This window comes from Corynebacterium pilbarense, from assembly GCF_026930265.1.
Taxonomy (GTDB): Bacteria; Actinomycetota; Actinomycetes; order Mycobacteriales; family Mycobacteriaceae; genus Corynebacterium; species Corynebacterium pilbarense.
In genome coordinates this window covers 143,781-165,609 of record NZ_JANRML010000003.1, presented here as the reverse complement: position 1 = coordinate 165,609, position 21,829 = coordinate 143,781, and the positions used below count along the sequence as shown (strand labels likewise).

The 21,829-nt window shown below is 66.4% G+C and carries 23 protein-coding genes; 14 read left to right on the top strand and 9 right to left on the bottom strand.

The features are described from left to right. Positions 1 to 9 precede the first annotated feature (9 nt). The 4 genes from NUW87_RS04325 to NUW87_RS04310 all read right to left on the bottom strand — a co-directional run bounded on the left by NUW87_RS04325 (position 10) and on the right by NUW87_RS04310 (position 4,410). Complete coding sequence (locus NUW87_RS04325) at positions 10 to 993, bottom strand: ABC transporter permease (RefSeq protein WP_269027356.1); 984 nt, start codon at positions 991 to 993, stop codon at positions 10 to 12. Between the two features lie 133 nt (positions 994 to 1,126). Next, positions 1,127 to 2,833: an ABC transporter family substrate-binding protein gene (locus tag NUW87_RS04320; protein ID WP_269027354.1), complete on the bottom strand. Its 1,707-nt coding sequence runs from the start codon at positions 2,831 to 2,833 to the stop codon at positions 1,127 to 1,129. 364 nt (positions 2,834 to 3,197) lie between these two features. Then, positions 3,198 to 3,734 carry a ribonuclease FAU-1 family protein gene (locus NUW87_RS04315; protein ID WP_269027353.1) on the bottom strand — a complete coding sequence of 179 codons (537 nt, stop codon included), beginning with the start codon at positions 3,732 to 3,734 and terminating at the stop codon, positions 3,198 to 3,200. Between the two features lie 4 nt (positions 3,735 to 3,738). Then, entirely contained in the window at positions 3,739 to 4,410 is a 672-nt protein-coding gene (locus NUW87_RS04310) for an Rv1157c family protein (protein ID WP_269027352.1), read from the bottom strand. Between the two features lie 165 nt (positions 4,411 to 4,575). Here NUW87_RS04310 and typA point away from each other — a divergent pair, with 165 nt between their 5' ends. The 8 genes from typA to NUW87_RS04270 all read left to right on the top strand — a co-directional run bounded on the left by typA (position 4,576) and on the right by NUW87_RS04270 (position 12,617). Further along, a complete protein-coding gene (gene typA, locus NUW87_RS04305) occupies positions 4,576 to 6,492 on the top strand; it encodes a translational GTPase TypA (RefSeq protein WP_269027351.1) in 1,917 nt (638 codons plus the stop codon). Between the two features lie 11 nt (positions 6,493 to 6,503). Then, positions 6,504 to 8,186 (top strand): ABC transporter family substrate-binding protein, encoded by a 1,683-nt coding sequence (locus tag NUW87_RS04300; RefSeq protein WP_269027349.1) that lies wholly within the window; start codon positions 6,504 to 6,506, stop codon positions 8,184 to 8,186. Next, entirely contained in the window at positions 8,183 to 9,055 is an 873-nt protein-coding gene (mshB, locus tag NUW87_RS04295; protein WP_239219060.1) for an N-acetyl-1-D-myo-inositol-2-amino-2-deoxy-alpha-D-glucopyranoside deacetylase, read from the top strand. Before NUW87_RS04300 ends, mshB begins: the two co-directional genes overlap by 4 nt. After that, complete coding sequence (locus NUW87_RS04290) at positions 9,052 to 9,375, top strand: hypothetical protein (protein WP_063937458.1); 324 nt, start codon at positions 9,052 to 9,054, stop codon at positions 9,373 to 9,375. Before mshB ends, NUW87_RS04290 begins: the two co-directional genes overlap by 4 nt. 13 nt (positions 9,376 to 9,388) lie before the next feature. Next, positions 9,389 to 9,712 carry a ferredoxin gene (gene fdxA, locus NUW87_RS04285; protein WP_070421608.1) on the top strand — a complete coding sequence of 108 codons (324 nt, stop codon included), beginning with the start codon at positions 9,389 to 9,391 and terminating at the stop codon, positions 9,710 to 9,712. 4 nt (positions 9,713 to 9,716) lie between these two features. Further along, the gene (gene dapC / locus NUW87_RS04280; protein WP_269027346.1) at positions 9,717 to 10,817 is read left to right on the top strand and encodes a succinyldiaminopimelate transaminase; all 1,101 of its coding nucleotides are present in this window, start codon (positions 9,717 to 9,719) and stop codon (positions 10,815 to 10,817) included. Positions 10,818 to 10,877: 60 nt separating this feature from the next. Beyond that, on the top strand, positions 10,878 to 11,441 hold the full coding sequence (locus tag NUW87_RS04275; protein WP_269027344.1) for a GtrA family protein: 564 nt from the start codon (positions 10,878 to 10,880) through the stop codon (positions 11,439 to 11,441). 87 nt (positions 11,442 to 11,528) lie between these two features. Next, entirely contained in the window at positions 11,529 to 12,617 is a 1,089-nt protein-coding gene (locus tag NUW87_RS04270; protein WP_269027342.1) for an HNH endonuclease signature motif containing protein, read from the top strand. On the opposite strand, the gene NUW87_RS04265 is transcribed toward NUW87_RS04270, so the two are convergent. Genes NUW87_RS04265 through NUW87_RS04245 form a run of 5 tightly spaced genes read right to left on the bottom strand, consistent with a single transcriptional unit; the run spans position 12,560 to position 17,824 of the window. Continuing rightward, a complete protein-coding gene (locus NUW87_RS04265) occupies positions 12,560 to 13,111 on the bottom strand; it encodes a GNAT family N-acetyltransferase (protein WP_269027340.1) in 552 nt (183 codons plus the stop codon). The genes NUW87_RS04270 and NUW87_RS04265 overlap by 58 nt on opposite strands. Continuing rightward, a complete protein-coding gene (gene dapD / locus NUW87_RS04260) occupies positions 13,101 to 14,075 on the bottom strand; it encodes a 2,3,4,5-tetrahydropyridine-2,6-dicarboxylate N-succinyltransferase (RefSeq protein ID WP_194560299.1) in 975 nt (324 codons plus the stop codon). The genes NUW87_RS04265 and dapD overlap by 11 nt, the downstream gene beginning before the upstream one ends. A 5-nt stretch (positions 14,076 to 14,080) precedes the next feature. Continuing rightward, a complete protein-coding gene (locus NUW87_RS04255; protein WP_269027338.1) occupies positions 14,081 to 15,445 on the bottom strand; it encodes an amino acid permease in 1,365 nt (454 codons plus the stop codon). Beyond that, entirely contained in the window at positions 15,445 to 16,833 is a 1,389-nt protein-coding gene (locus tag NUW87_RS04250; RefSeq protein ID WP_269027337.1) for an amino acid permease, read from the bottom strand. The genes NUW87_RS04255 and NUW87_RS04250 overlap by 1 nt, the downstream gene beginning before the upstream one ends. A 58-nt stretch (positions 16,834 to 16,891) precedes the next feature. After that, a complete protein-coding gene (locus tag NUW87_RS04245; RefSeq protein WP_269027336.1) occupies positions 16,892 to 17,824 on the bottom strand; it encodes a 2,3,4,5-tetrahydropyridine-2,6-dicarboxylate N-succinyltransferase in 933 nt (310 codons plus the stop codon). A gap of 29 nt (positions 17,825 to 17,853) precedes the next feature. On the opposite strand from NUW87_RS04245, the gene dapE reads away from it, so the two are divergent. Genes dapE through NUW87_RS04215 form a run of 6 tightly spaced genes read left to right on the top strand, consistent with a single transcriptional unit; the run spans position 17,854 to position 21,811 of the window. Next, entirely contained in the window at positions 17,854 to 18,960 is a 1,107-nt protein-coding gene (gene dapE / locus NUW87_RS04240; protein WP_269027335.1) for a succinyl-diaminopimelate desuccinylase, read from the top strand. Positions 18,961 to 18,963: 3 nt separating this feature from the next. Beyond that, a complete protein-coding gene (locus tag NUW87_RS04235) occupies positions 18,964 to 19,749 on the top strand; it encodes an LOG family protein (RefSeq protein ID WP_239219042.1) in 786 nt (261 codons plus the stop codon). Further along, on the top strand, positions 19,742 to 20,593 hold the full coding sequence (folP, locus tag NUW87_RS04230) for a dihydropteroate synthase (RefSeq protein ID WP_269027333.1): 852 nt from the start codon (positions 19,742 to 19,744) through the stop codon (positions 20,591 to 20,593). The genes NUW87_RS04235 and folP overlap by 8 nt, the downstream gene beginning before the upstream one ends. Next, entirely contained in the window at positions 20,590 to 21,306 is a 717-nt protein-coding gene (locus NUW87_RS04225) for a glucosyl-3-phosphoglycerate synthase (protein ID WP_269027331.1), read from the top strand. Before folP ends, NUW87_RS04225 begins: the two co-directional genes overlap by 4 nt. A gap of 10 nt (positions 21,307 to 21,316) precedes the next feature. After that, positions 21,317 to 21,625 (top strand): hypothetical protein, encoded by a 309-nt coding sequence (locus tag NUW87_RS04220; protein WP_063937446.1) that lies wholly within the window; start codon positions 21,317 to 21,319, stop codon positions 21,623 to 21,625. A 15-nt stretch (positions 21,626 to 21,640) separates the two neighbouring features. Continuing rightward, on the top strand, positions 21,641 to 21,811 hold the full coding sequence (locus tag NUW87_RS04215; RefSeq protein ID WP_070475087.1) for a DUF3117 domain-containing protein: 171 nt from the start codon (positions 21,641 to 21,643) through the stop codon (positions 21,809 to 21,811). Positions 21,812 to 21,829 lie beyond the last annotated feature (18 nt).

The window sequence follows — 21,829 nt, the reverse complement described above, 5'->3', positions numbered from 1 at the left end:
CGGTGCTCCTTAGCTCACGCGCACGCGCGGGTCGAGGGCGACGACGATGAGGTCCGCCAGGATGGCGGAGACAGCTGTCATGGCGGCGCCGAACGCGGCCACGACGACGACCCCGTGGACGTCGTTACGCGCAATGGTCTGGATGAAGTACTGGCCCATGCCTTGCCAGGCGAAGATGCGCTCCGTCATCACCGCGCCGGTGAAGATGCCGGGCACGGAAAACGCCACGGAAGTCGCCACCGGGATCAAGGAGGTGCGCAATGCGTGACGACGCACCGCTTTCGCCTTGGTCAGTCCCTTCGCGCGAGCCGTACGCACGTAGTCAGCATTCAGGTTGTCGAGCAACAACGTGCGCTGCATGAAGTGGTAGCCAGCGTACGAAATGATCAACAGCGACAGGGTGGGCAGCACCAGGTGCTGGGCGTAATCCACCATCTTCGCACCGAATCCTTCAACGCCCGGGGAGGAGGCGCCGGTGACGTAGAAGATGCGCTTGCCGGTCCACTCGTTGACCTTGAGGCCGAACCACACCACGGCGATGGACGCCACAACCACGTGAATGTTCATGGTGATAATCGAGATGCCCTGCCACACGCGGTCGGCGCGCTTGTACTGGCGCGAAGCGGTGTACACGCCGAGGGCCACGCCGATGAGGATGGACAGCAACGTGGCAAACAGCGTCAGCTGGGCAGAAACCCAGATGCGGTAGGAGACCTGCTCGTTCACCGAGTCGCCGAGCGGGGATTTGCCCCAGTCCCAGCGTGTGAGGATGCCGGTCAGCCATGTCCACCAACGCTCAATGAGCGGGGTGTTCGGGCTCAGGTTCAACGGCTCGAGCAAAGCGTCGATTTGGTCTTCGGGCAGGGGAGGGCGGCGACCGAAGTAGTTGGCTCGCGGATCAAGGAAAAAGCTAGCGAGGAAGTAGGTCAGGTTAGTGGCCAAGAAAACAATCAGGCCCCAACTCAGCGTCTTCCTGAACAGGTATCGAAACATGTGGTCTCTCAGTTCCGGTGTCAGCGGGTGTGCAGGAGGTGTTCGGCGATGCAAGTGCGGAAGCCCGCCCAACGCTCACGCTGGGCGGGCTCACACTCATCGCGGGTGTTTCACCAGTTCGTAGGCGGGGGACTTACTTTGCCCAGCCCACGTTTTCGATCGGCAGGACTGCGAACGAGTTGGCACCGTAGTTGGCCAGCCCCTTCTTCACAGCCACGATCTCGGGGCCGTTCGCGTACGGCATGATGCCGAACTGCTCCAGAGCTTCCTTCTCCAGTTCGTTGGCGCGCTTGATCTGCTCGTCTGCATCCGGGATCTGCTGCAGCTCCTCGATCTGCTTGTCCATCTCCGGCGTGCCGGTGCCGGATTTATTCAGCTCAGAGTCCGACGCGTAGATCTGGCCGAAGTAGGCCACACCGAACGGGTCCGAGGAGCTGAAGCCGGACATGAACAGGTCGAAGTCGCGCTCAGCGGTGACCTTGGAGAAGTCGGAGCTCGGGCGCTCCTCCACCTGGACGTCGATGCCGATGTTGCGGAGCATTGCCTGCAGGGCGGAGGTGGTGGCCTGAACCATCGGGGAGTCGCCGAGGGTGACGTAACGCACCGACAGCGGGTTCGCCTCGTCGTAGCCAGCTTCCTTCAGCAGCTCCTTCGCCTTCTCCGGGTCGTACTGGACAACCTCGCCGAAGTTGTCCTCGTAGCCGTCCTGGGTCTGGAACAGGTTGAACGAGCCCGGCAGGTCCTCGGTGTAGCCCAGGCCCTGGAAGCGGATCGCGGCCAGCTGCTCGCGGTCAATGCCTCGCATGATGGCCTCGCGCACCTTGATGTCTTCCAGGCCCGGGGCGGTGGAGTTGATGGTCATGAGGTAGGTCGACGGGCGCAGCGCGGTGCGGATCTCCACCGCGTCGCCCATCTCCTTCGCGGTAGCCAGACGGTCGCGGGTGCCGACGCCGGTGGCGTCGAGCTCACCTGCACGGAACGCGTTCAGGGACGCCTGATCCTCCATCTGGCGGTAGGTGATCTTGTCCAGCTTCGGCTTCTCGCCCCACCAATTCTCGTTGGGCACGAAGGAGGCGGTGCCGCCTTCAAAGTCGACGTTTTCCACCTTGAACGGGCCTGCGCCCCACTCGGGGTGGACCTGCTTGAGGTAGGCGTTCATGAAGGTGTCGGCGTCCTTGACCTGCGGCGGAACCAGGGAGTCGAAGAGGCCTTCCCACCATGGGTATGCCTGCTTGAAGGTGACTACGGCCTGCTTGTCGTCCTCGCCGCGCTCCACGGACTCGATCAGCTCGTAGCCGTCGGTGGAGTTAACTTGGACGTCCGGGTTGCTGCCGTTGTTGAACTTCCAGGTGTTCTCGTAGGCAGTCCAGTCGATCGGGGTGCCGTCGTTGTAGTTGGCTTCCGGGTTGATGGTGTAGGTGACCACGGTCTTGCCGTCGACGGTCTCATCCTGGACGTCGGTGAGGTACGCCGGGTTCGGGTGGTAGGTGCCGTCACCGTCGAAAAGCGAAAGCACCGGGTTGTACTTCGTCCACAGAGAACGGGTGTACAGGTTCATGTTCGCGTGGAACATATTCTGCTGCTCGGCGATCTCGGTGATCGCGAGCGTGAGTTCGCCGCCGTCCTGGATCTGGTCGCGCTCGAGCGGGTTGTAGTCGCCCGCGGCGTTGACTTCGAGCTTCTCGCCGTTGTCGCCGGACTTGTCAGCCTGGGTGTTTGCGGTGTCCTGGCCGCCACCTGCGGCAGTTCCCTCGGAGTTTCCGTCCGAGGAGCAGGAGGCGAGGACGAGGGAGATGGAGGAGAGGCCGGCGAGAGCCGCGACGCGGAGGCGTTTGCTCATGGTCAGTTCCTTTCGTAGGTCGTCCGTTCGCAGTGTGCTTTGCGACGGTTGCCCAAGGCGGGCAATGGTGCCGGAAGTATCCGGCGGCCCCTGCACACGACACCGTTTTGGTAAACACGACGTGAATCAGGTTGAACACAACGTACCGCACGTGTCACCTAGTTCACATTGCTTTGGGAAAGTATTTTGCGTTTTATGCCCAGTGATTTTTCAGCGAATTTGAATGGTCCTGTAAATTCGCACGTCAATCGTTGTATTTGTTCGAAATCGAGATAGCTGCTCGGTTATAGAAAAAGTGAATGATATTTGCGCAACGTAAAAACCCCACCCGTCGCAGCGGCGGGTGGGGTTAACGGAAGGTGAATTAACTGGCCGGTGTCAGCTCCACGTTGTCGGCCCATGTCAGTTCGATGCCTTGGGCGCGCAGCCATTCCATGGCGTCGTCGCCGTGGCGGGTGATGCCTTCGACGGCGGCCAGCGTGACGTCGATAGCCTTCTCCGCGTCCTCGGCGGTGATGAAACCTGCGGAGGTGGCGGCGGCGAGCTCGTCGATGTCGAGAACATCGATGGGGTTGCCGGTCAGCGACACCAGGTCGACGTAGAGGTCGCGGGTGCTCCACACCTCACCGTCGACGTCGATGTCGGCGACGTCGAAGTAGAAGTCCTGCTCCCGCTCGGCGCCCTCGCGGTAGTGGAAGATGTTGGCGCGCAGCCCGAGCTCCGGCAGTAGCCAGCTCTCCAGGTAGCCGAACTCCGGGTGATCCGCGCCGCGGCCCATGTAAAGGCCGAAGTCGGTGACGCGGAACGTGTCCACCTCGCGCAAGAAGCCCTTCGGGTCGGTGTTGATGTTCGCTGCGGTGTCGAACGTCTCCTGCTTCACGGGGTGTAGATCGGCGGCCATGGGGTTACCTCACGTCAATCGATGCGGCGGTCGGTGCGAAGGGGCAGACCTTGTCGACGGTGCGCACACTCCCGTCAACGACTGCCAGAACCCGCCCAGAGCCCGTGTCCGCGGTCGCGGACAGGGTGGCCGGTCCTGTCGGGTTAATCCCGTTGTTGCCCAACGGCGTTACGCCAGTGCGGAAGTTCGCCAGGTTGATCCAGTACACCTTCATGCCGCCCTGCTCCTTCGCGGCCGCGGGGGTGCCCAGTGCGGTGAAGACGAAGGTGGTCTGGCCGGCCTTCGCACCCGGGGCGGGGGACTCGGCGGGTCCGGGCACCGCGATCGCGGAGGCGGTGGAGTGCAGCCCCTTGCCGATGCAGTTGCCGGAGACGGTGGGCCAGTAGAACTGGGTGAACCGTGGGGCATCGGCAGGCAGTGGCGGGCCGCCGATCTCGTCGCCACCCGCGTAGAACTGCACCGCGGTGCGCAGCGCGTTGCCCACCTTTTGCGGGACGTGAGGCTGATCTGCGAACGCGTTGACGCGCGCGACGGTCTCGGGCGTCGGCCGGCCCAGCGGGTCGAGGAACGAGGACTGCGCAGAGGCAGTTTGCTTAGCGACGCCTCCGGTCACCAGCAAACCGGCAGCGCACACCGCCGCAACGACGGTCCTGGAGAGTGAAAGATAGTTGTGCACTTGCGCCACATTAGTCACATCCGTAACAACGTCAAGCGGAACTGGGGTATTACTGTGGGAACCGTGCGCGCGCATCGCCCCGGTTTGCTGGCGGGATAATGCGATTCAGTGCAGGCGGGAGTATCGTTTAGGCGTTATTTCCGCCAACGCAAAGGATCTATCTCTGTGTCGCACCCTGAATTTCGCAACGTAGCCATCGTCGCCCACGTCGACCACGGTAAAACCACCCTGGTCAACGCCATGCTGGAACAATCCGGCGTGTTCGGTGACCACGGCGAACACGGCGACCGCGTGATGGACTCCGGCGAGCTCGAGTCCGAGCGCGGCATCACCATCCTGGCCAAGAACACCGCCATCCGCCGCGCCGGCAAGGGCAAGGACGGCGCGGACCTAGTCATCAACGTCATTGACACCCCGGGCCACGCCGACTTCGGCGGCGAGGTCGAGCGCGGCCTGTCCATGGTCGACGGCGTTGTCTTGCTTATCGACGCATCCGAAGGCCCGCTGCCGCAAACCCGCTTCGTGCTCGGCAAGGCACTCGAAGCCAAGAAGCCGGTCATCATCTGCGTGAACAAGACCGACCGCCCGGACGCCCGCATCGACGAGGTCGTCGAAGAAGCCCAGGACCTGCTCCTCGAGCTCGGCGCCGGCCTGGAGGACCCGGAAGCCGCAGAGGCCGCAGAGAACCTGCTCGAGCTGCCGGTGCTCTACACGTCCGGTCGCGCCGGCCGCGCCTCCCTGGAAAACCCGGGCAACGGCAACCTGCCGGACAACGAGGACCTGCAGCCGCTGTTCGACGTCATCTACGACGTGCTGCCGGAGCCGTCCGCAGAGATCGACGCGCCGTTCCAGGCGCAGGTGACCAACCTGGACTCGTCCTCCTTCCTGGGCCGTATCGGCCTGATCCGCGTGTTCAAGGGCTCCGTGAAGAAGGGCCAGACCGTCGCCTGGGTCCACTACGATTCCGAGGGCAACCAGCAGGTCAAAAACGTCAAGATCGCGGAGCTTCTGGTCACCGAGGGCCTGGACCGCGTACCGGCCACCGGCGACGTGGTTGCAGGCGACATCGCCGCCGTCTCCGGCGTCGAGGACATCATGATCGGCGACACCCTCTGCGATCCGGAAAACGTCGAGCCGCTGCCGCGCATTGCCATCGACGACCCGGCGATCTCCATGACCATCGGCGTGAACACCTCCCCGATGGCCGGCCGCAACGGCGGTGACAAGCTCACCGCCCGCATGGTCAAGGCCCGCCTGGATCAGGAGCTGATCGGTAACGTCTCCATCAAGGTGCTGCCCACCGAGCGTCCTGACGCATGGGAGGTGCAGGGCCGCGGCGAGATGGCCCTGACCGTGCTCATCGAGACCATGCGTCGCGAGGGCTTCGAGCTGACCGTGGGCAAGCCGCAGGTGGTGACCAAGGAGGTCGACGGCAAGACCTACGAGCCGTACGACCACATGATCATCGACGTGCCCGCCGAGCACCAGGGTGCCGTCACCCAGCTGATGGCCAACCGCAAGGGCCAAATGACCTCTATGGGCAACGCCGGCTCCGGCGACTGGGTGCGCATGGAGTTCGACGTGCCGTCGCGAGGCCTGATCGGCTTCCGCACCACCTTCCTCACCGAGACCCGCGGCGCCGGCATCGCCAACTCGTACTCCATCGAGCACCGCCCGTGGGCCGGCGAGATCAAGGGCCGCCCGACCGGCTCCCTGGTCGCCGACCGCTCCGGCCAGGTCACCGCCTACGCGCTGCAGCAGCTGGCAGACCGCGGCGACTTCTTCGTCGAGCCGGGCGCGGACGCCTACGAAGGCATGGTCGTCGGCGCGAACTCCCGCGACGAGGACATGGACGTCAACATCACCAAGGAGAAGAAGCTGACCAACATGCGCGCCGCCTCCGCGGACGCCACCGTCACGCTGCAGAAGGCACGCACCCTGTCTCTGGACGAGGCCATCGAGTTCTGCGACGACGACGAGTGCGTCGAGGTCGCACCCGAGGCGATGCGCGTGCGCAAGATCATCCTCAACGCCACCGAGCGCGGCCGCGCCCGCTCCCGCGCAAAGCAGAAGAACAGCTAGCCTGTTCTTCCATGCACCCAAGTAGAACGCGCCGCCCAGCCACCCGTGCTGCGGCGGCGTTTTCCGTGCTCTGCCTCGTGGCGTCGTGCGCGGCCAACCCCGGCCCGCCGCCGCTGGTGGAACCGGAGGACCGCCCGGATGCCGTCTCCGAGCGAGACGCCGAGAACGGCGACTCAGACAGCGCTAACGGCGCAAACAACGCCGAGGAGCAGCGCACCGACCAGGAACCCGCCAATGGACGTCCGCAGGCGCAGATCGGCGTCGACCCCGTACGCGCGGGGTTCAACCCGCACCTGGTCGGCGACGAGTCCGCCGTGGTGCGCGGCATTGCAGACCTTGTCCTGCCCAGCGCGTTCCAAGCGGACGGCGCGAAGGACCCGAACCTGCTCGTCGGGGCGTCGGTGCTGCCGACGTCCCCGGACGCGTTCACGGTCCGGTACGTCATCGCGCCGAACGCCCAGTGGTCCGACGGCACCCCGATCACCGGCGCGGACTTCGCCTACCTGTGGCGGGGCATGACAAAAACCGCCGGCGTGGTGGACCCGGCAGCGTACCGCGCGGTGTCGAACGTGCGCGTCAGTGGCCCCGGCGGCAAGGTCGTGGACGTGGATTTCGCGCAGCCGGTGGCGGATTGGAAGGTGCTGTTCCGGCATCTTTTGCCGTCGCACTTACTCGCCGCGGACGCCACCGATTTCGCTTACGCGCTGCGCAACACTGTCCCCGCCTCCGCTGGCCGTTACCTCGTGCGCAGCGTGGACCGCGCGCACGGCACCGTCACGCTGAACCGCAACGACAGGTTCTGGGGGCCGGACCCGGCGCCGATTGACATTCTCACTCTCGCCGCGGCGCGCGACACCACCCAGGTGGCGGACCAGCTGCGCAGCGGCCAGCTCGCGTTCGTGGACATGGTGCCGCAGGACACCACCGAGGATGTTCTCGGGCTCATCCCGGGTGCGGACACCCGTACGTTTGCGGGCACCCGCACCCTCGGCGTGACGCTTTCGGCCACCAGCGGGCTTTCGGCACAGGCGCGCGCGGAGGTGCGATCGCTTATCGACGTCCCCCTGCTCGCCCACATCGCCGCCCGCCGCAGCACCAACGTTCACGCCGCGGCACCCACCGAACCGGGCTCGCTGGCGCTGCTGCACGCACTGGCCGCGGACGGCAAGGTGCTACGCGTGGCCGCCGACGCCGCGGACCCGGCGGCTACCGCGGCCGCGCGTTCGCTGGTGGATTTGCTGGACGCCGCCGGCGTGCCCGCACGGATCGTGGCTAACGAGCTGCCCGCCATCGCCGCGCGCAGCTTGCCTGCGGGCGAGGTGGACGTTGTGGTGCACTGGCGAAACGATGGCGACTCCGCAGACACCTTGGCCAGCCGCATCGCGTGTCCCACGGAGACCGGCCGCGCCGGAAACCTCGCCGGCTTTTGTTCGGCGGCCGGCGACGAGTTGGCCCACGCAATCCTCGCCGGAGAGATTCCGCCCGCCGCCGCAGCTGAGCGCGCCGCGGCGATTGAGCACCGCGAAGCGCTCTGGGTGCCCCTGCTGCACGAAACACGCCTGGCCGCCACCGCTGGCGGGGTGCGCGCAGCCGGCACGCAGCCGGGTCAGTGGCCTGGCGGGTTGTCGTCGGCAGGCAAGTGGAAGCTAGCCGATACAGTGAAGCGGCGATCAAAAATTCAGGAGGTTCCATGACCACTCGAGACCTTTCCGGCTACCGCGTTGTCGCCGTGCACGCCCACCCGGACGACGAAGCAATCACCACCGCCGGCGCCCTCGCAGACCTTTCCGCCCGCGGCGCGGACGTGCTGGTGGTTACCTGCACCCTCGGCGAAGAAGGCGAGGTCATCGGCGAGCCTTACCAGCACCTCGTGGTGGACGAAGCGGACCAGCTCGGGGGTTTCCGCATCCAGGAGCTGCGGCGCTCCCTGGACGCGATCGGTGCGCGCGGGCAGTTCCTCGGCGGCGCCGGCCGCTTCCGTGATTCCGGCATGGCGGGCTCGCCAGCGAGCCGGAATCCGCGGGCGTTTGTGAATTCGGGCGACGTGGCCGTCGAGAAGCTTGCTGCCATCTTCGAAGCGGAAAAGCCGCACCTTGTGCTCACCTACGGCCCCGACGGCGGCTACGGCCACCCGGACCACATCCGCGCCCACGAGATCACCCACGCCGCCGCCGAGCGCGTGGATGTCCCGCGAATTATGTGGGCGGTGCGCCTGGCCGAGGAGACCGCCGCACTCATGCCCGCCGAGGCCCCCGAGGGCTGGCGCCTGCCCGAAGACGGCGAGCTCGACGGCGTGGAATCCTCCGACGTCCGCGTCGAGCTCAACGACGCCGCCTACAGCGCCAAGGTGGAGGCGATGCGCGCGCACGCCACCCAGCTGTGGATCGCGGACGGGCGCACCACCGACGTGAACCCGCACGCCGCGCTTGCCGCGGGCCCGGTGGTCTACTACGCGCTGTCCAACCTGATCATCCAGCCGATCCAGCGCGTCGAGCACTACCAGTTGGGCGCGGGGCTTCCGCTTCACGACGACACTTCGCTGCTCGCCGGGATCGCGCGATGACCCAACCCGTAGTGCGCGACGACTTCTCTAGGGGCGAAGCCGTGGCCGGTTTAGTGTGGCTCAGCGTCGGCGCACTGGTCTCGCTCGCGCTGGAAGTGGTCTACCTCAACTGGATCTGGGCGGTGGTGGCGCTGCTGTTTAACGCGGTGCTGACGAAGACGGCGCGACTGTGGTCCGAAACCTGGGCGCTCGCGCCGCTGGGGGTGTGGGGATGCGCGTTTTTCATTTCACTGGCCGTGCTCCCGCCAACCGGCTGGTCGTTGGTGCTCTTTGTCGCCGGCATAGTGGGTGGCGTTTGGCCCATGGTTCGACGGAAGTGACATACTGTTTGCCATGACTTACGTGATTGCTCAACCGTGCGTCGATGTCATGGACCGCGGCTGCGTTGAAGAGTGCCCCGTCGACTGCATCTACGAGGGCAAGCGCATGCTCTACATCCACCCCGACGAGTGCGTCGACTGCGGCGCCTGCGAGCCGGCATGCCCGGTCGAGGCCATCTTCTACGAGGACGACACTCCCGACGAGTGGAGCGAGTACTACGACGCCAACGTCGGCTTCTTCGACGAGCTCGGCTCCCCGGGCGGCGCCGCCAAGACCGGCCCGCAGGACTTCGACCACCCGTTCGTGGCCGCCCTGCCGCCGCAGAACCAGGACTAGGCCCTTGGCTCCCACTCCACTCGGATCGCGGCTGCCGGACTTTCCCTGGGACACCATCGCGGATGTGCGTGAGCGCGCCGCCGCGCACGACGGCGGGCTGATCGACCTGTCCGTCGGCGGCCCCGTCGACCCGGTCGCGCCGTCGATCCAACTCGCGCTGACCGAGGCCGCCGCGGCCCCCGGCTACCCGCAGACCGCCGGCACGCCCGAACTGCGCGCCACCATCGTCTCCTCGCTTGCGCGCCGCTTCGGCATCGCGGGGCTGTCCGAGCGCTCCGTGCTGCCCGTGATCGGCCTGAAGGAGGCCGTGGCCTGGCTGCCCACGCTGTTGGGCCTGCGCGGCGCGAAGGTGGTCATCCCGGAGGTCGCGTACCCCACCTACGAAGTCGGCGCCCTGATGGCGGACTGCGAAGTCGTGCGTTGCGACGACCCCGCGGCCGCCCCGCGCGACGCCTCGCTAGTCTTCGTCAACTCCCCGTCGAACCCGACCGGGGCAGTGGCGTCCGCGGAGCAGCTGCGTGCGTGGGTGGAGTTCTCCCGTGACACCGGCGCGATCATCGCCTCCGACGAGTGCTACCTCTACCTCGGCTGGTCCGCCGAGCCGGTGTCCATCCTGCACCCGTCCGTCACCGGCGGCGACAACACCGGGCTCCTCGCCCTGCATTCGCTGTCAAAGACGTCCAACCTGGCATCCTATCGCGCCGGCACCATCTCCGGCGACGAGGAGCTGGTGCAGGAGCTGCTTCTCGTGCGCAAGCACTCCGGCCTCATCGTGCCGGGCCCCATCCAGGCCGCCATGGTCGCGGCCCTCGGCGAGGACTTGCACGAGGAAATGCAGCGCTCCACCTACGCCACGCGCCGCGTCGAGCTCATGAAGGCGCTGCCGGAAGCTGGCTTTACTATCGACGACTCGGATGCCGGGTTGTACCTTTGGTGCCGTCGAGAAGCAATGAGCTCCCGCGAAATCCTGGAATGGCTCGCAGACCGCGGCATCCTGGCAGCCCCCGGCCACTTCTACGGGCCTGCCGGCGCGAACCACGTGCGCATCTCGCTGACCGCCACCGACGATCGCATCAGCGAAGCCGCCAAGCGCCTGATTTCTTAGCGTCGACCTCCCGCGACTACACTCACGTAAGTTTTGCGTACTTTTTCGAGGAGGTTGACCGTGACGCATGAGCACACCGCCGCCCCAGCCGGCGGGAGCACAGCGGTGCGATTCGTCGCCGGACTGCGCCAGTTTTTGCGCTTCGGCATCGTCGGCGGCTCCGGAGTGCTGGTCAACTTTGTCGTGTTCTACTTGGCCAACAAAGCCCTGGAAAACGGCCTTGACCTCCACGCCAACGACGTGTTGATGCAACTCGGCTCCACCCGCTGGAACGTGCGCTGGTACCACGTGATGTCCACGCTCGCGTTCGTGCTGGCGAACACCTGGAACTACCAGCTCAACCGCTCCTGGACCTTCCGCGGCGTGCACGCGCGCTCCTGGCTGCGCGGTTTCTTCCCGTTTTTGGCCACCGGCGCGCTCGCGTTCGCGGTGTCGCTGACCTGCATGACGCTTCTGATGAACCCCACCACGCCGATTGGCCTGCCGGACCACATCTTCGACGACTCCTCCGGGCTGCGCACCAAGTCCTACTGGGCGCAAGCCATTTCGACGTTCATTGCCATGCCGGTGAACTTCATCATCAACAAATTCTGGACCTTCGGAAAGTCAAAATCTTCCGTCTAGCTGGGGATTGTGAAATTCTCAGGAAAAGTTATCCACATTTTGGCACGGGTCTAGTGTCGGGTCTTGCGCGGTCGTAGCTTGTGTGCCATGACACCATTCCAAGAGTTCCTAGACACACAACCGACCATCCGCGTGCTTGAAGGCTTTGACAAGCGCGCCGCCATCGCCGCCGGCGTGATACCGAACCTGGCCAGCAAGTGGGAAGCCATCCACAAGCTCTATTTCGGCGCCACCCGGTGGACCAAACACCAACGCTTAGGCCGCAAAGCCGCCGAAGCCTTCCCGCTGAGTCAGCTGGTCTACATCGAAGACCGAGTAAAGAAGATCCCCAACGAAGCCGAGCGGTGGCGCGTGCGCCGCAAGCTGCTGGAAAAGTTCAGCACCCACCACGAGCTGAAAGCCAAAGCCGACCGGCTGATTCTCAAGCCGGCGCGGACCAAACCTAAGCTGCAGGTCACTTTTGGACGGTCGGTGCACGGCCGACGAACGATCCACATCACTGCCGACGAGCACGACGCCGCCGACATCGAGCACTACCTGCGCGAAGACCTCGCCCCGACAAAGCCGCCGGGGCCGCAGATGCTGCGAAGATTCTTAGATCTCGTCCGGGGCTGCGGCGGAGGCATACCCTTCGCCGTCCGACGCCCGATTGTGGTGGTGGGGCTGGACCAGCACGTGCAGATCCTCTCCGGCGACGGAGACGACGTGATCCTCGGGCTCACCGACGGCACGACCATCACCGGCGCCGAATACCTGGCATCGGAGCCCGAGCTCGCGGAAGTCGCGCTGTTCCACCCGACCGAAGGCGCGTTGAACCTGTACCAGACGCAGCGCTACGCCAACGACAAGCAGCGCGACCTCGCCCGGATGACGCTCACGGTGTGCCCGTGGCCGGGCTGCCGCCACGGCTCCGATGCCTGCGAGATCCACCATATGCAGTCGTGGGCCGAAGGCGGCGAGACGAACATGCGCAACCTCGTGCCAGTGTGCCGCTACCACAATCAGATTAACCACGACATCGCCTCGCACGCGAACAGGCGCGGCAGCGTCAAACGCGTCAAAGGAGTCCCGAGGTGGGTCTCACCGAACGGGATCCCGGCGGCGAACCGGTACCACCCCTACGGGGCGATGGAGGTACTGTTCGGCTCCGCCTCGTCTGGGGCGGGGAGGACGTAGCGGGCCAGCGTGTCCTCGTGGCCGCGCAGGCGCACCGGGTCGGGGAGAAGCCCGGCGAAGGTGTAGCCGGCTTTCTCGGCCGTGCGGCGCGAGGCGGCGTTGTTCACGGCGATGTGAAGTTCTAGCCGCCGCAGGCCTTGGGCGTGCGCGTGGGCGGCGACAAGTCGCAGCGCGCGGGCGGTGAGCCCCTGGCCGCGGGCCCATGGCGCGGTGTTGTATCCCAGTACACCGCCGGGGCGCAGCTCGATGTTGCCGCAGTAGCGGCCGTCGACCACGTAGGCCCACCTGTGGACGTCCTCGGGCGGCTCCGCCAGGAAATCGCCGGCGTGCTCGCCGGTGTACGGGTGGGGCACGGCGGTCCAACGCACCATGTCCGGGTCGTTGCAGGACGCGACGAGGTCGTCGCGGATCCCCGGCAGCGAGGGGACCTCGCGCCAGGGGAGCAGCGTCAGCTCCGCGTCACTGAGCGTGGGCATGTATCCCTTAGTTGGCATGCAGGGCTTCGTTGAGCTCGATGCCCTTTGCGGGCACCGCCTCGACGGAGCCGGAAACGGAGTTGCGGCGGAACTGCAGGCCGTTCGCACCGGAGAGCTCCAGGGCCTTGATCTCGGCACCGGGTTCCTTGCCCAGCGCTTCGGCCACCGGGGCAGTGAGCACCACCTTGGTGCCGGCGGTGACGTAGAGGCCGGCTTCGACGATGCAGTCGTCGCCGAGAGAGATGCCCACGCCGGCGTTGGCGCCGAGGAGGCAGCGCTCACCGAGCGAGATGACTTCCTTACCGCCGCCGGACAGGGTGCCCATGATGGAGGCGCCGCCGCCGATGTCGGTGCCGTCGCCGACGACAACGCCCGCCGAGATACGGCCTTCAACCATGGAGGCGCCGAGGGTGCCGGCGTTGAAGTTGACGAAGCCTTCGTGCATGACGGTGGTGCCTTCGGCGAGGTGGGCGCCGAGGCGGATGCGGTCGGCATCGCCGATGCGCACGCCGGACGGTACGACGTAGTCGACCATGCGCGGGAACTTGTCCACGGAGAACACCACGACCGGGCCCTTGGCGGCAAGACGGCCGCGGGTCATCTGGAAGTCGGAGACGGCGCAGGGGCCGTAGTTGGTCCACACCACGTTGGACAGCAGACCGAACACGCCGTCCATGTTGGCGCCGTGGGGGCGGATCAGACGGTGCGACAGCAGGTGCAGGCGCAGGTAGACGTCGTAGGCGTCCACGGCTGGCTCGGCCAGGTCCTTGATTGCCGTTTCCACGGCCACACGCGCCACGCCGCGCGCCTCGTCGGGGCCGACGAGGTCTTCGAAGCGGGCGTCGGGCTCTGCCAACCGACGCGTCCCGGTTTCCTCAACCGGCTCATCTACTAACGGGGCGGGGTACCAGACGTCAAGCACGGTGCCGTCGTGGGTGATGGTGGCGACGCCGCGCGCGATAGCGGAAGTTGGGGAATTCATGCCAGTCACCTTACGGCACCCCGGTCACGGGTGAGGAAGGACATGGCAATCAGGATCAGCGACAGGATGGTGACGCTGATGACCTGGGAGCGCGAAGCGTCGTCGAAAAGCATGAGCACCGTCAGCCCCAGCAGCGCCGCCAGGGTCACCCACGGCACCCACGACGCTCCACGCACACGCACCGCAGAGGAGCTGATCCGCGGGTGGAGCTTGATAAAGCTCAGGGTGATCATGATCCAGGTGACGATGAGGCAGCCGCCGGTGGCGGACATGATGAAGTCGATCATCCCCGGCGGGTTCCACCACTGCAGACCCACGGCCACGAATGCGAAGAACACGGAGATGAGCACGGAGTTGCGCGGCACTCCGGCGGCGTTGGTGCGCGCCATCCACGCTGGCGCGTCGCCCTCGAGCGCCTGCTGGTAGCCCAGGCGCGAGGTGCCGTAGATCTGCGCGTTGAACGCGGACAACAGCGCGAGCACGATCACGACCTCCATGAACCTGGCTGCGCCCGGGATGTTGGCCATTTCCAAAACGGCGGTGAAGGGGGAGTCGGCGGCGGAGTCCGCGCCGTCGATCGCCGTGTACGGCAGCAGCAGGATGATCACGGTCACGGAGCCGATGTAAAACAGCGCGATGCGCCAGATAATGGAATTGACGGCGCGCTTGACGTTGTCGGAGGGGTTTTCGGACTCGGCCGCAGCGATGGTGACCACTTCGATGCCGCCGAACGCGAACGCCACTGCAAGCAGGCCTGCGGCGATGCCGGCGATGCCGTTGGGGGCGAAGCCGGATTCGCGCACGTTGCCGAAGCCGACGAACCCGCTCGCAGGCAGCACGCCGGACCACAGCAGCACGCCGATGACCAAGAATCCCAGGATGACGGCGATTTTGATCATGGCGAACCAGTACTCGAACTCGCCGAAGCCTTTGACTTGCGCGAGGTTCACGGCGGTGAGCACGACCACGACGATGAGGCCTGGCACCCATTGCGGCACGCCGAACCAGCCGGCCATCATGGCGGAGGCGCCGGTGAGTTCGGCGCCGCACGCCATGATCAGCAGGAAGTAGTAGATCCAGCCGAGCAGAAATCCGGCCCAGTGGCCGAACGCCATGCGCCCGTAGGTGGCAAAGGAGCCGGAGGAGGGGTGCGCGGCGGCCATTTCGCCGAGCATGCGCATCACGGCGATGACGATCAGCCCGGCGATTGCGTAGGCGATGAGGATCGCGGGCCCGGCGGCGCGGATGCCCACGCCGACGCCGAGGAACAGCCCGGCGCCCACGGCGGTGCCGAGCCCCATGAGGGTGAGGTGCCGCGATTTCAGGCCGGAGCCGAGATCGCTGTTGCTTGTCGACGTCCTTCCGGCCATCACCCGACCGCCTTCTTTTGCACGTTTTGGTGGATGACGCCGGCGATGGCGATGACGCCGACGACGACGGTGACGGCGAGCATCTGGAAGCGCCCGTCCGAGTCGGCCAGCATCAGCGCGATGACGCCCGCGGCGAGCGCGATCATGACCCACGGCAGGACAGCCGGCGCCCACATGCGCACCTCGGTGATTTCACCGGTGGCGACGAGCTTCGGGTGGAGCCGCACGAACGACAGGGCGACGACGATCCACAGCACGATCAAGCAGCCGCCGACCGCGTTGAGCAAAAATGCCAGCAGGCCCGGCGGGTTCCAGTACTGCAGGGCCACGGCGGCGAAGCCGAAGACGACGGAGACCACCACGGCGCGCATGGGCACGCCGCGGGCGTCGGTGCGGGCGAAGGAGGCGGGGGCGTCGCCGCGCACTGCGAGGTTTTGCAGGAAACGCGAGGAGCCGTAGATCTGGGTGTTGCAGGCGGACAGCAGCGCCACGACGATGACGGCCTCCATGATGCCCACCGCGCCCGGGATGTTGGCTAGCTCGAGCACGGCGGTGAAGGGGGAGTCGGCGGCGGAGTCGGCCCCGCCGATCTGGTCGAACGGCAGAAGCAGCACGATCAGCAGCACGGAGCCGATGTAGAACACGGAGATGCGCCAGATGATCGAGCGGATGGCGGAGTGCACGCCCGCCTGCGGGTCCTCGGATTCGGCGGCGGCGACGGTGACCAGCTCAATGCCGCCGAACGCGAACGCCACGGCCAGCAGCGCGGTGGCGACGCCGGACAAGCCGTTGGGCATGAAGCCGACTTCGCTGACGTTTTCCAGCCCGACGAAATCGCCGGCGGGCAGCAGCCCGAGCCACAGTGCGACGCCGATGATCAAAAAGGCGACGATGACGGCGACCTTGATCAGGGCGAACCAGAATTCGAACTCGCCGAAGTTTTTCACGGCGGAGAAGTTGATCACGGTAAAACCCATGATGGCCACGAGCGCCGGGATCCACGGCGAGATGCCGAACCACGCAGCGACGATCGCGGAGGCGCCGGTGATTTCCACGGCCATGATCATGATCATCATGAACCAGTACAGCCAGCCGATGGTGAACCCGGCCCACGGGCCGAACGCCTGGGCGGCATAGGTGGAGAAGGTGCCGGAGGACGGCCTGGCGGCGACCATCTCGGCGAGCATCTGCATGAAGCAGACGGTGATGAATCCGGCGATGACGTACGCGATGAGCACGGCCGGCCCGGCGGCTGCGATACCCACGCCGGTGCCCAGAAACAGGCCGGCGCCGATGGCGGAGCCGAGGCCCATCATGGTCAGGTGGCGTGTTTTCAGCCCGCGGGCGAGCGCGGTGGATTCCGCGACGGGGGAAACTGGTGTCGACATGTCGAACACCTTAAACGCAAGCTATTGCGTCAAGGGCAATATATTCCGCAACTTTTCGCTAATCGACGCCTAAAGTGCGCCGCCGCACCACCGGCGAGGTGGAAAACGGTTCGCGTTCGATGCGAAGATCCGCGCGCCCGGCGATGGTCCGCGCGGGCACCTGGGTACCGGTTTCCACGTCGAAGACCATGGTTTCCGGTTCGAGCATGACGTTGACTCCGATTTCGCACCGGTCGCCTAGATCCACCCCGATCACGCCGGCAGACGGGTGCAGCCGGCAGTCCCGCCCGACCCGCATCGGTGCACGCTCAAACTCGTTGACCCGTGATGCCATCAGCGCCGATGACAGCGACAGATCGGTCCCGCCGCCGACCACCACGAACGACGACAGCCGCCCCTCAATCCGCGCAGGTCCCAGCGAGCCGGCGTTGAAGGAGACGTAGCCTTCGCGCATCACCGAAGTTCCCTCGGCCAGGTACGCCCCGAGCCGCACGCGCTCGGCTTCGGCGATGGTCACCCCGGACGGCACGACGTAGTCCACCATGCGCGGCAGCCGGTCGATGCCGTAGACGTGGATCAGCCCACGCGCCCGCAGGTTGGTGCGCACGGTTTCGAAGTTGTCCGCCAGGCACGGGCCTTTGTTGGTCCACACCACCGGCTGCAGCAGCTCCAGCGCGCCGGCCATGTTGATCGTCAGCGGCTCCACCATGCGATGCGAAAGCAGATGCAGGCGCAAAAACACGTCGTGCGCATCGATGGGTGGTGCGTCCAAGTCCGCGATGACGGTGCGCACCGGCACGAGTTCCACCAGCCGGTCGTGGTCTGCGCCAATAAGTTTCAGAAACTTCGGGCTGAGTTCGTGGGCGGAGACGCGGTGGGTGCCGGAGGTGCCGTCGATAGGCAGTAGCTCCGGCGACGGGAACCAGGTGTCCAGCACGGTGCCGTTCATGGCGATGTTGGCGATTCCGACGGCGCGCGCTCCTTGAGACATGCCTGCGAGTCTAAACGTAGGATCGCCGTGTGACTTCCTTAGATCTCTTCGCCGACCCAATTGCACTTTCCGCGGCGCTCGTGGACATCGAGTCGCCCTCGCACCACGAGGAGGCGATCGCGGACGCCGTCGAGGGCGCACTTCGCGGCCTCAAGCACGCGGAGGTTGAGCGCTTCGGCAACACGGTGGTGGCGCGCACGAACTTCGGGCTGGGTTCAAGGGTGGTCCTGGCCGGGCACATCGACACCGTCCCGCTCGCGGACAACACGCCGCATCGGCTCACAAGCTCGCCGACGGGTGAGACGGTCTTGCACGGCTGCGGGTCCGTCGACATGAAATCCGGCATGGCCTGCTACCTGGCAGCCTTCGCGCGCCTGGCTGAGCCGGGCAAGTCGGACCACGACCTGACCGTCATCGCCTACGAGGGCGAGGAGGTCGCGCAGGAGTACAACGGCCTGTACCACCTGGAGCGCGACCACCCGGAGTGGCTCGAGGGCGACATCGCGCTGCTCGGCGAGCCGTCCGGCGCCATCATCGAGGCTGGCTGCCAGGGCACCATCCGCGTGTTCGTGGACGCACACGGCACCCGCGCGCACTCCGCGCGAAGCTGGCTCGGCCACAACGCCGCGCACGATCTGGCCGGTGTGCTCACGCGCATCGCCGCCTACGAACCGCGCGCCGTGGAGATCGACGGCTGCGAGTATCGCGAGGGCCTCAACGTGGTGGGCCTGGAGGGCTTCGTGGCCACCAACACCATCCCGGATCACGCGCGGCTGATCGTGAACTTCCGCTACGCGCCGGACCGCTCCGTGGAGGAGGCCAAGGCCCACTTGGAGGAAGCGCTTTCGCTTGACGACGGGCTCACGCTGACCTACGACGACATCGCGCCGGGCGCACTTCCCGGCCTGGGCGACCCGGTCGCCGCCGGCCTAGTCAAGGCTGTGGGCGGGAATTTCCGCGCGAAGTTCGGATGGACGGATGTCGCGCGCTTTTCTAGCCTGGGTGTTCCCGCGGTCAATTTCGGCCCCGGCGACCCTGGTTTTGCCCACAAGAAGGACGAGCAGTGCCCGACGGACCAGATCACGCAGGTCTTCGAGCAGCTGATGTCGTACCTGAGCTTCAACGAAAGCGAGTAGTCAGTGGCCCCGCTGAACATCCCCCGTCCGGAGCGCGACCGGAAGCTGCGCGGCCCGATCGCGCTGCGCGGTTCGGACCACCAGGCGTCCACCTTTGACCAGCGCCTGCTTGAGGCGTTCGGGCACGCGGACAGCCAGTGGCGCCACGAGGACCCGTGGCGCGTGATGCGCATCCAGAGCGAGTTCGTCGCGGGCTTCGACGCGCTTTCGGAGATGCCGAAGGCCGTCACCGTGTTCGGCTCGGCGCGCCTGGGGGAGGGCACGGACGAGTACCAGCTGTCCTACGACGTGGGCCGGGCGCTGGTGGAGGCCGGCTACGCGGTGATCACCGGCGGCGGCCCGGGCTTGATGGAGGGCCCGAACCGCGGGGCGCACAACGCCGACGGCCTGTCGGTGGGCCTGGGCATTGAGCTGCCGTTCGAGCAGGGTTTGAACGACTGGGTGGATCTGGGCTTAAACTTCCGCTATTTCTTCGCCCGCAAGACCATGTTTTTGAAGTACTCGCAGGCGTTTATCGCCCTGCCGGGCGGCTTCGGCACGATGGACGAGGTCTTCGAGGTGCTGTGCATGGTGCAAACCGGCAAGGTGACCAACTTCCCGATTGTGCTGATGGGCACCGAGTTTTGGTCTGGGCTGGTGGCTTGGATTGAGGAGCAGCTGCTGGGCCGCGGGCTGATTTCGCCGGGGGACGAGAAGCTGTTTTTGGTCACCGACTCGGTGGACGAGGCGGTGGCGCACATCGTGGAGACGCACAAGGTGATGACGGATCAGCGCCTCAAGGATGACTAAGCAGCTCGCCGAGGTGATGGCGATTGTCAACCGCACACCCGACTCGTTTTACGACAAAGGCGCGACGTTCGCTTCCGAGAAAGCCCTTTTGCGTATCGACGGCGCCGTGTCCGCCGGCGCCAGCATCATCGACGTCGGCGGGGTCAAAGCAGGTCCCGGCGACGACGTGGACGTGGCCGAGGAGATCGACCGCGTCGTGCCGCTGATCGCCGCCGCGCGCGGGCGCCACCCCGATGTGACGTTGAGCGTAGACACGTGGCGCGCGCCGGTGGCCGAGGCTGCGATCGCCGCCGGCGCGGACCTGATCAACGACACGTGGGCCGGTTTTGACCCGGAGCTGGTGGAGGTCGCCGGCCACCACCGGGTGGGCTACGTCTGCTCGCACACCGGCGGGATCACGCCGCGCACCCGCCCGCACCGGGTGCATTACGACGACGTGGTCGCCGACGTCATCGCCGAGACCACGGCGCTGGCGGAGCGCGCGGCGTCGCTGGGCGTGCCGGAAAAGCGCATCTTCATCGACCCGACCCACGATTTTGGCAAGAACACCTACCACGGCCTGGAGCTTTTGCGCCGCGTGGACGAGCTGGTGGGCACCGGCTGGCCGGTGCTGATGGCGCTGTCGAACAAGGACTTCGTCGGCGAGACGCTTCACCGCGGGCTTTTCGGCGCGGACATCACCGAGCGCGTCCCCGGCACCCTCGCCGCCACCGCGTGGGCGGCCGCGCGCGGGGTGGCGGCGTTCCGCGTGCACGAGGTCGAGGCCACGTTGGACGTGATCCGCATGACCGCCGCGATCCAGGGCGAGATGGCCCCGCTTAACACCGTGCGAGGGCTCGCGTGAGGGTCAGCGTGGTCATCCCGGCGTTGAATGAGGAAGTGACGGTGGCGGGGGTCGTCGAGAAGTGTTTGGCATCGAGTGCCGACGAGGTGCTGGTGATCGACCCGGACTCCACCGACGCCACCGCCGCCCGCGCCGCAGCCGCGGGCGCGAGGGTGGTGCCGTGGCGCGAGGTGGACCCGCGCGAGCCGTGGGAGGGCAAGGGCGAGGCCCTGTGGCGCGGCGTGAAGGCGGCCGCCGGTGACGTCGTGGTCTTCGTGGACGCGGACGTGACCTCGCTTAAGCCGTGGTGGGTCGACGCACTCGCCGAGCCGTTGTCGGATCCGGGCATCCACCTGGTCAAAGCCTCCTACGAGCGCGCCCGCGCCGGTGGCCGTGTGACCGAACTGACCGCCAAGCCGCTGTTGCGCGCACTGTTCCCGCAGCTCGCGCACATCCGCCAGCCGCTCGCCGGCGAGTACGCCATCCGCCGCTCGACCGCGCTGCGGGTGCCGTTCGTCGCAGGCTACGGCGTCGAGGCTGGTTTGCTCATCGACGTCGCCTCCGCCCACACCCCCGCCTCCATCGCGCAGGCCGAGCTGAGCCCGCGCACGCACCGCAACCGCCCGCTGACGCAACTGGGGCCCATGGCGGACGTGGTCTCCCGCACGATCCTGGCGCGCGCCGGGGTGGGCGAAATACAGGTCCGCGAGCGCCCCGCCTGGGTGGACGGTTAAACTAACCGGCATGCTTTCCTGGATCGTGTTAATCCTCATCCTCGCGCTGCTGAGCATCATCGGCGTGCGCGTGTTCGCCTCCGTCTTCGGACGCGGCGAGGCACAACCGCCGATGCCGCCGACCGCCGACGTCAAGGAAGCCAACCGCCGCGCCGTAGAGGAGGGCAATTTCGGCGATATCCAGCTCGAGGTCGTGCACCGCGGCTACCGCATGGATCAGGTGGATGCGCTGCTGGAGCAGTTGGCTGGCGGCAACCTTGGGCCCGTCGAAAGGCAGGATGCTCAGGTAGAATCGTCTACGTCAACTATCGCGAAGTAAAAGGAGCGTAGACGAATGGCAGCAATGAAGCCGCGTACCGGCAGTGGCCCGATGGAAGCGGTGGAGGAGTCCCGCAAGATCGTGATGCGTATCCCGTCCGACGGCGGCGGCCGCCTCGTGGTGGAGCTGTCCAAGGAGGAGGCCGGCGAGCTCGGCCGACTGCTCACGGAGGCCGCAGAAGCCTAACGCGCCGAACGCGGTAGT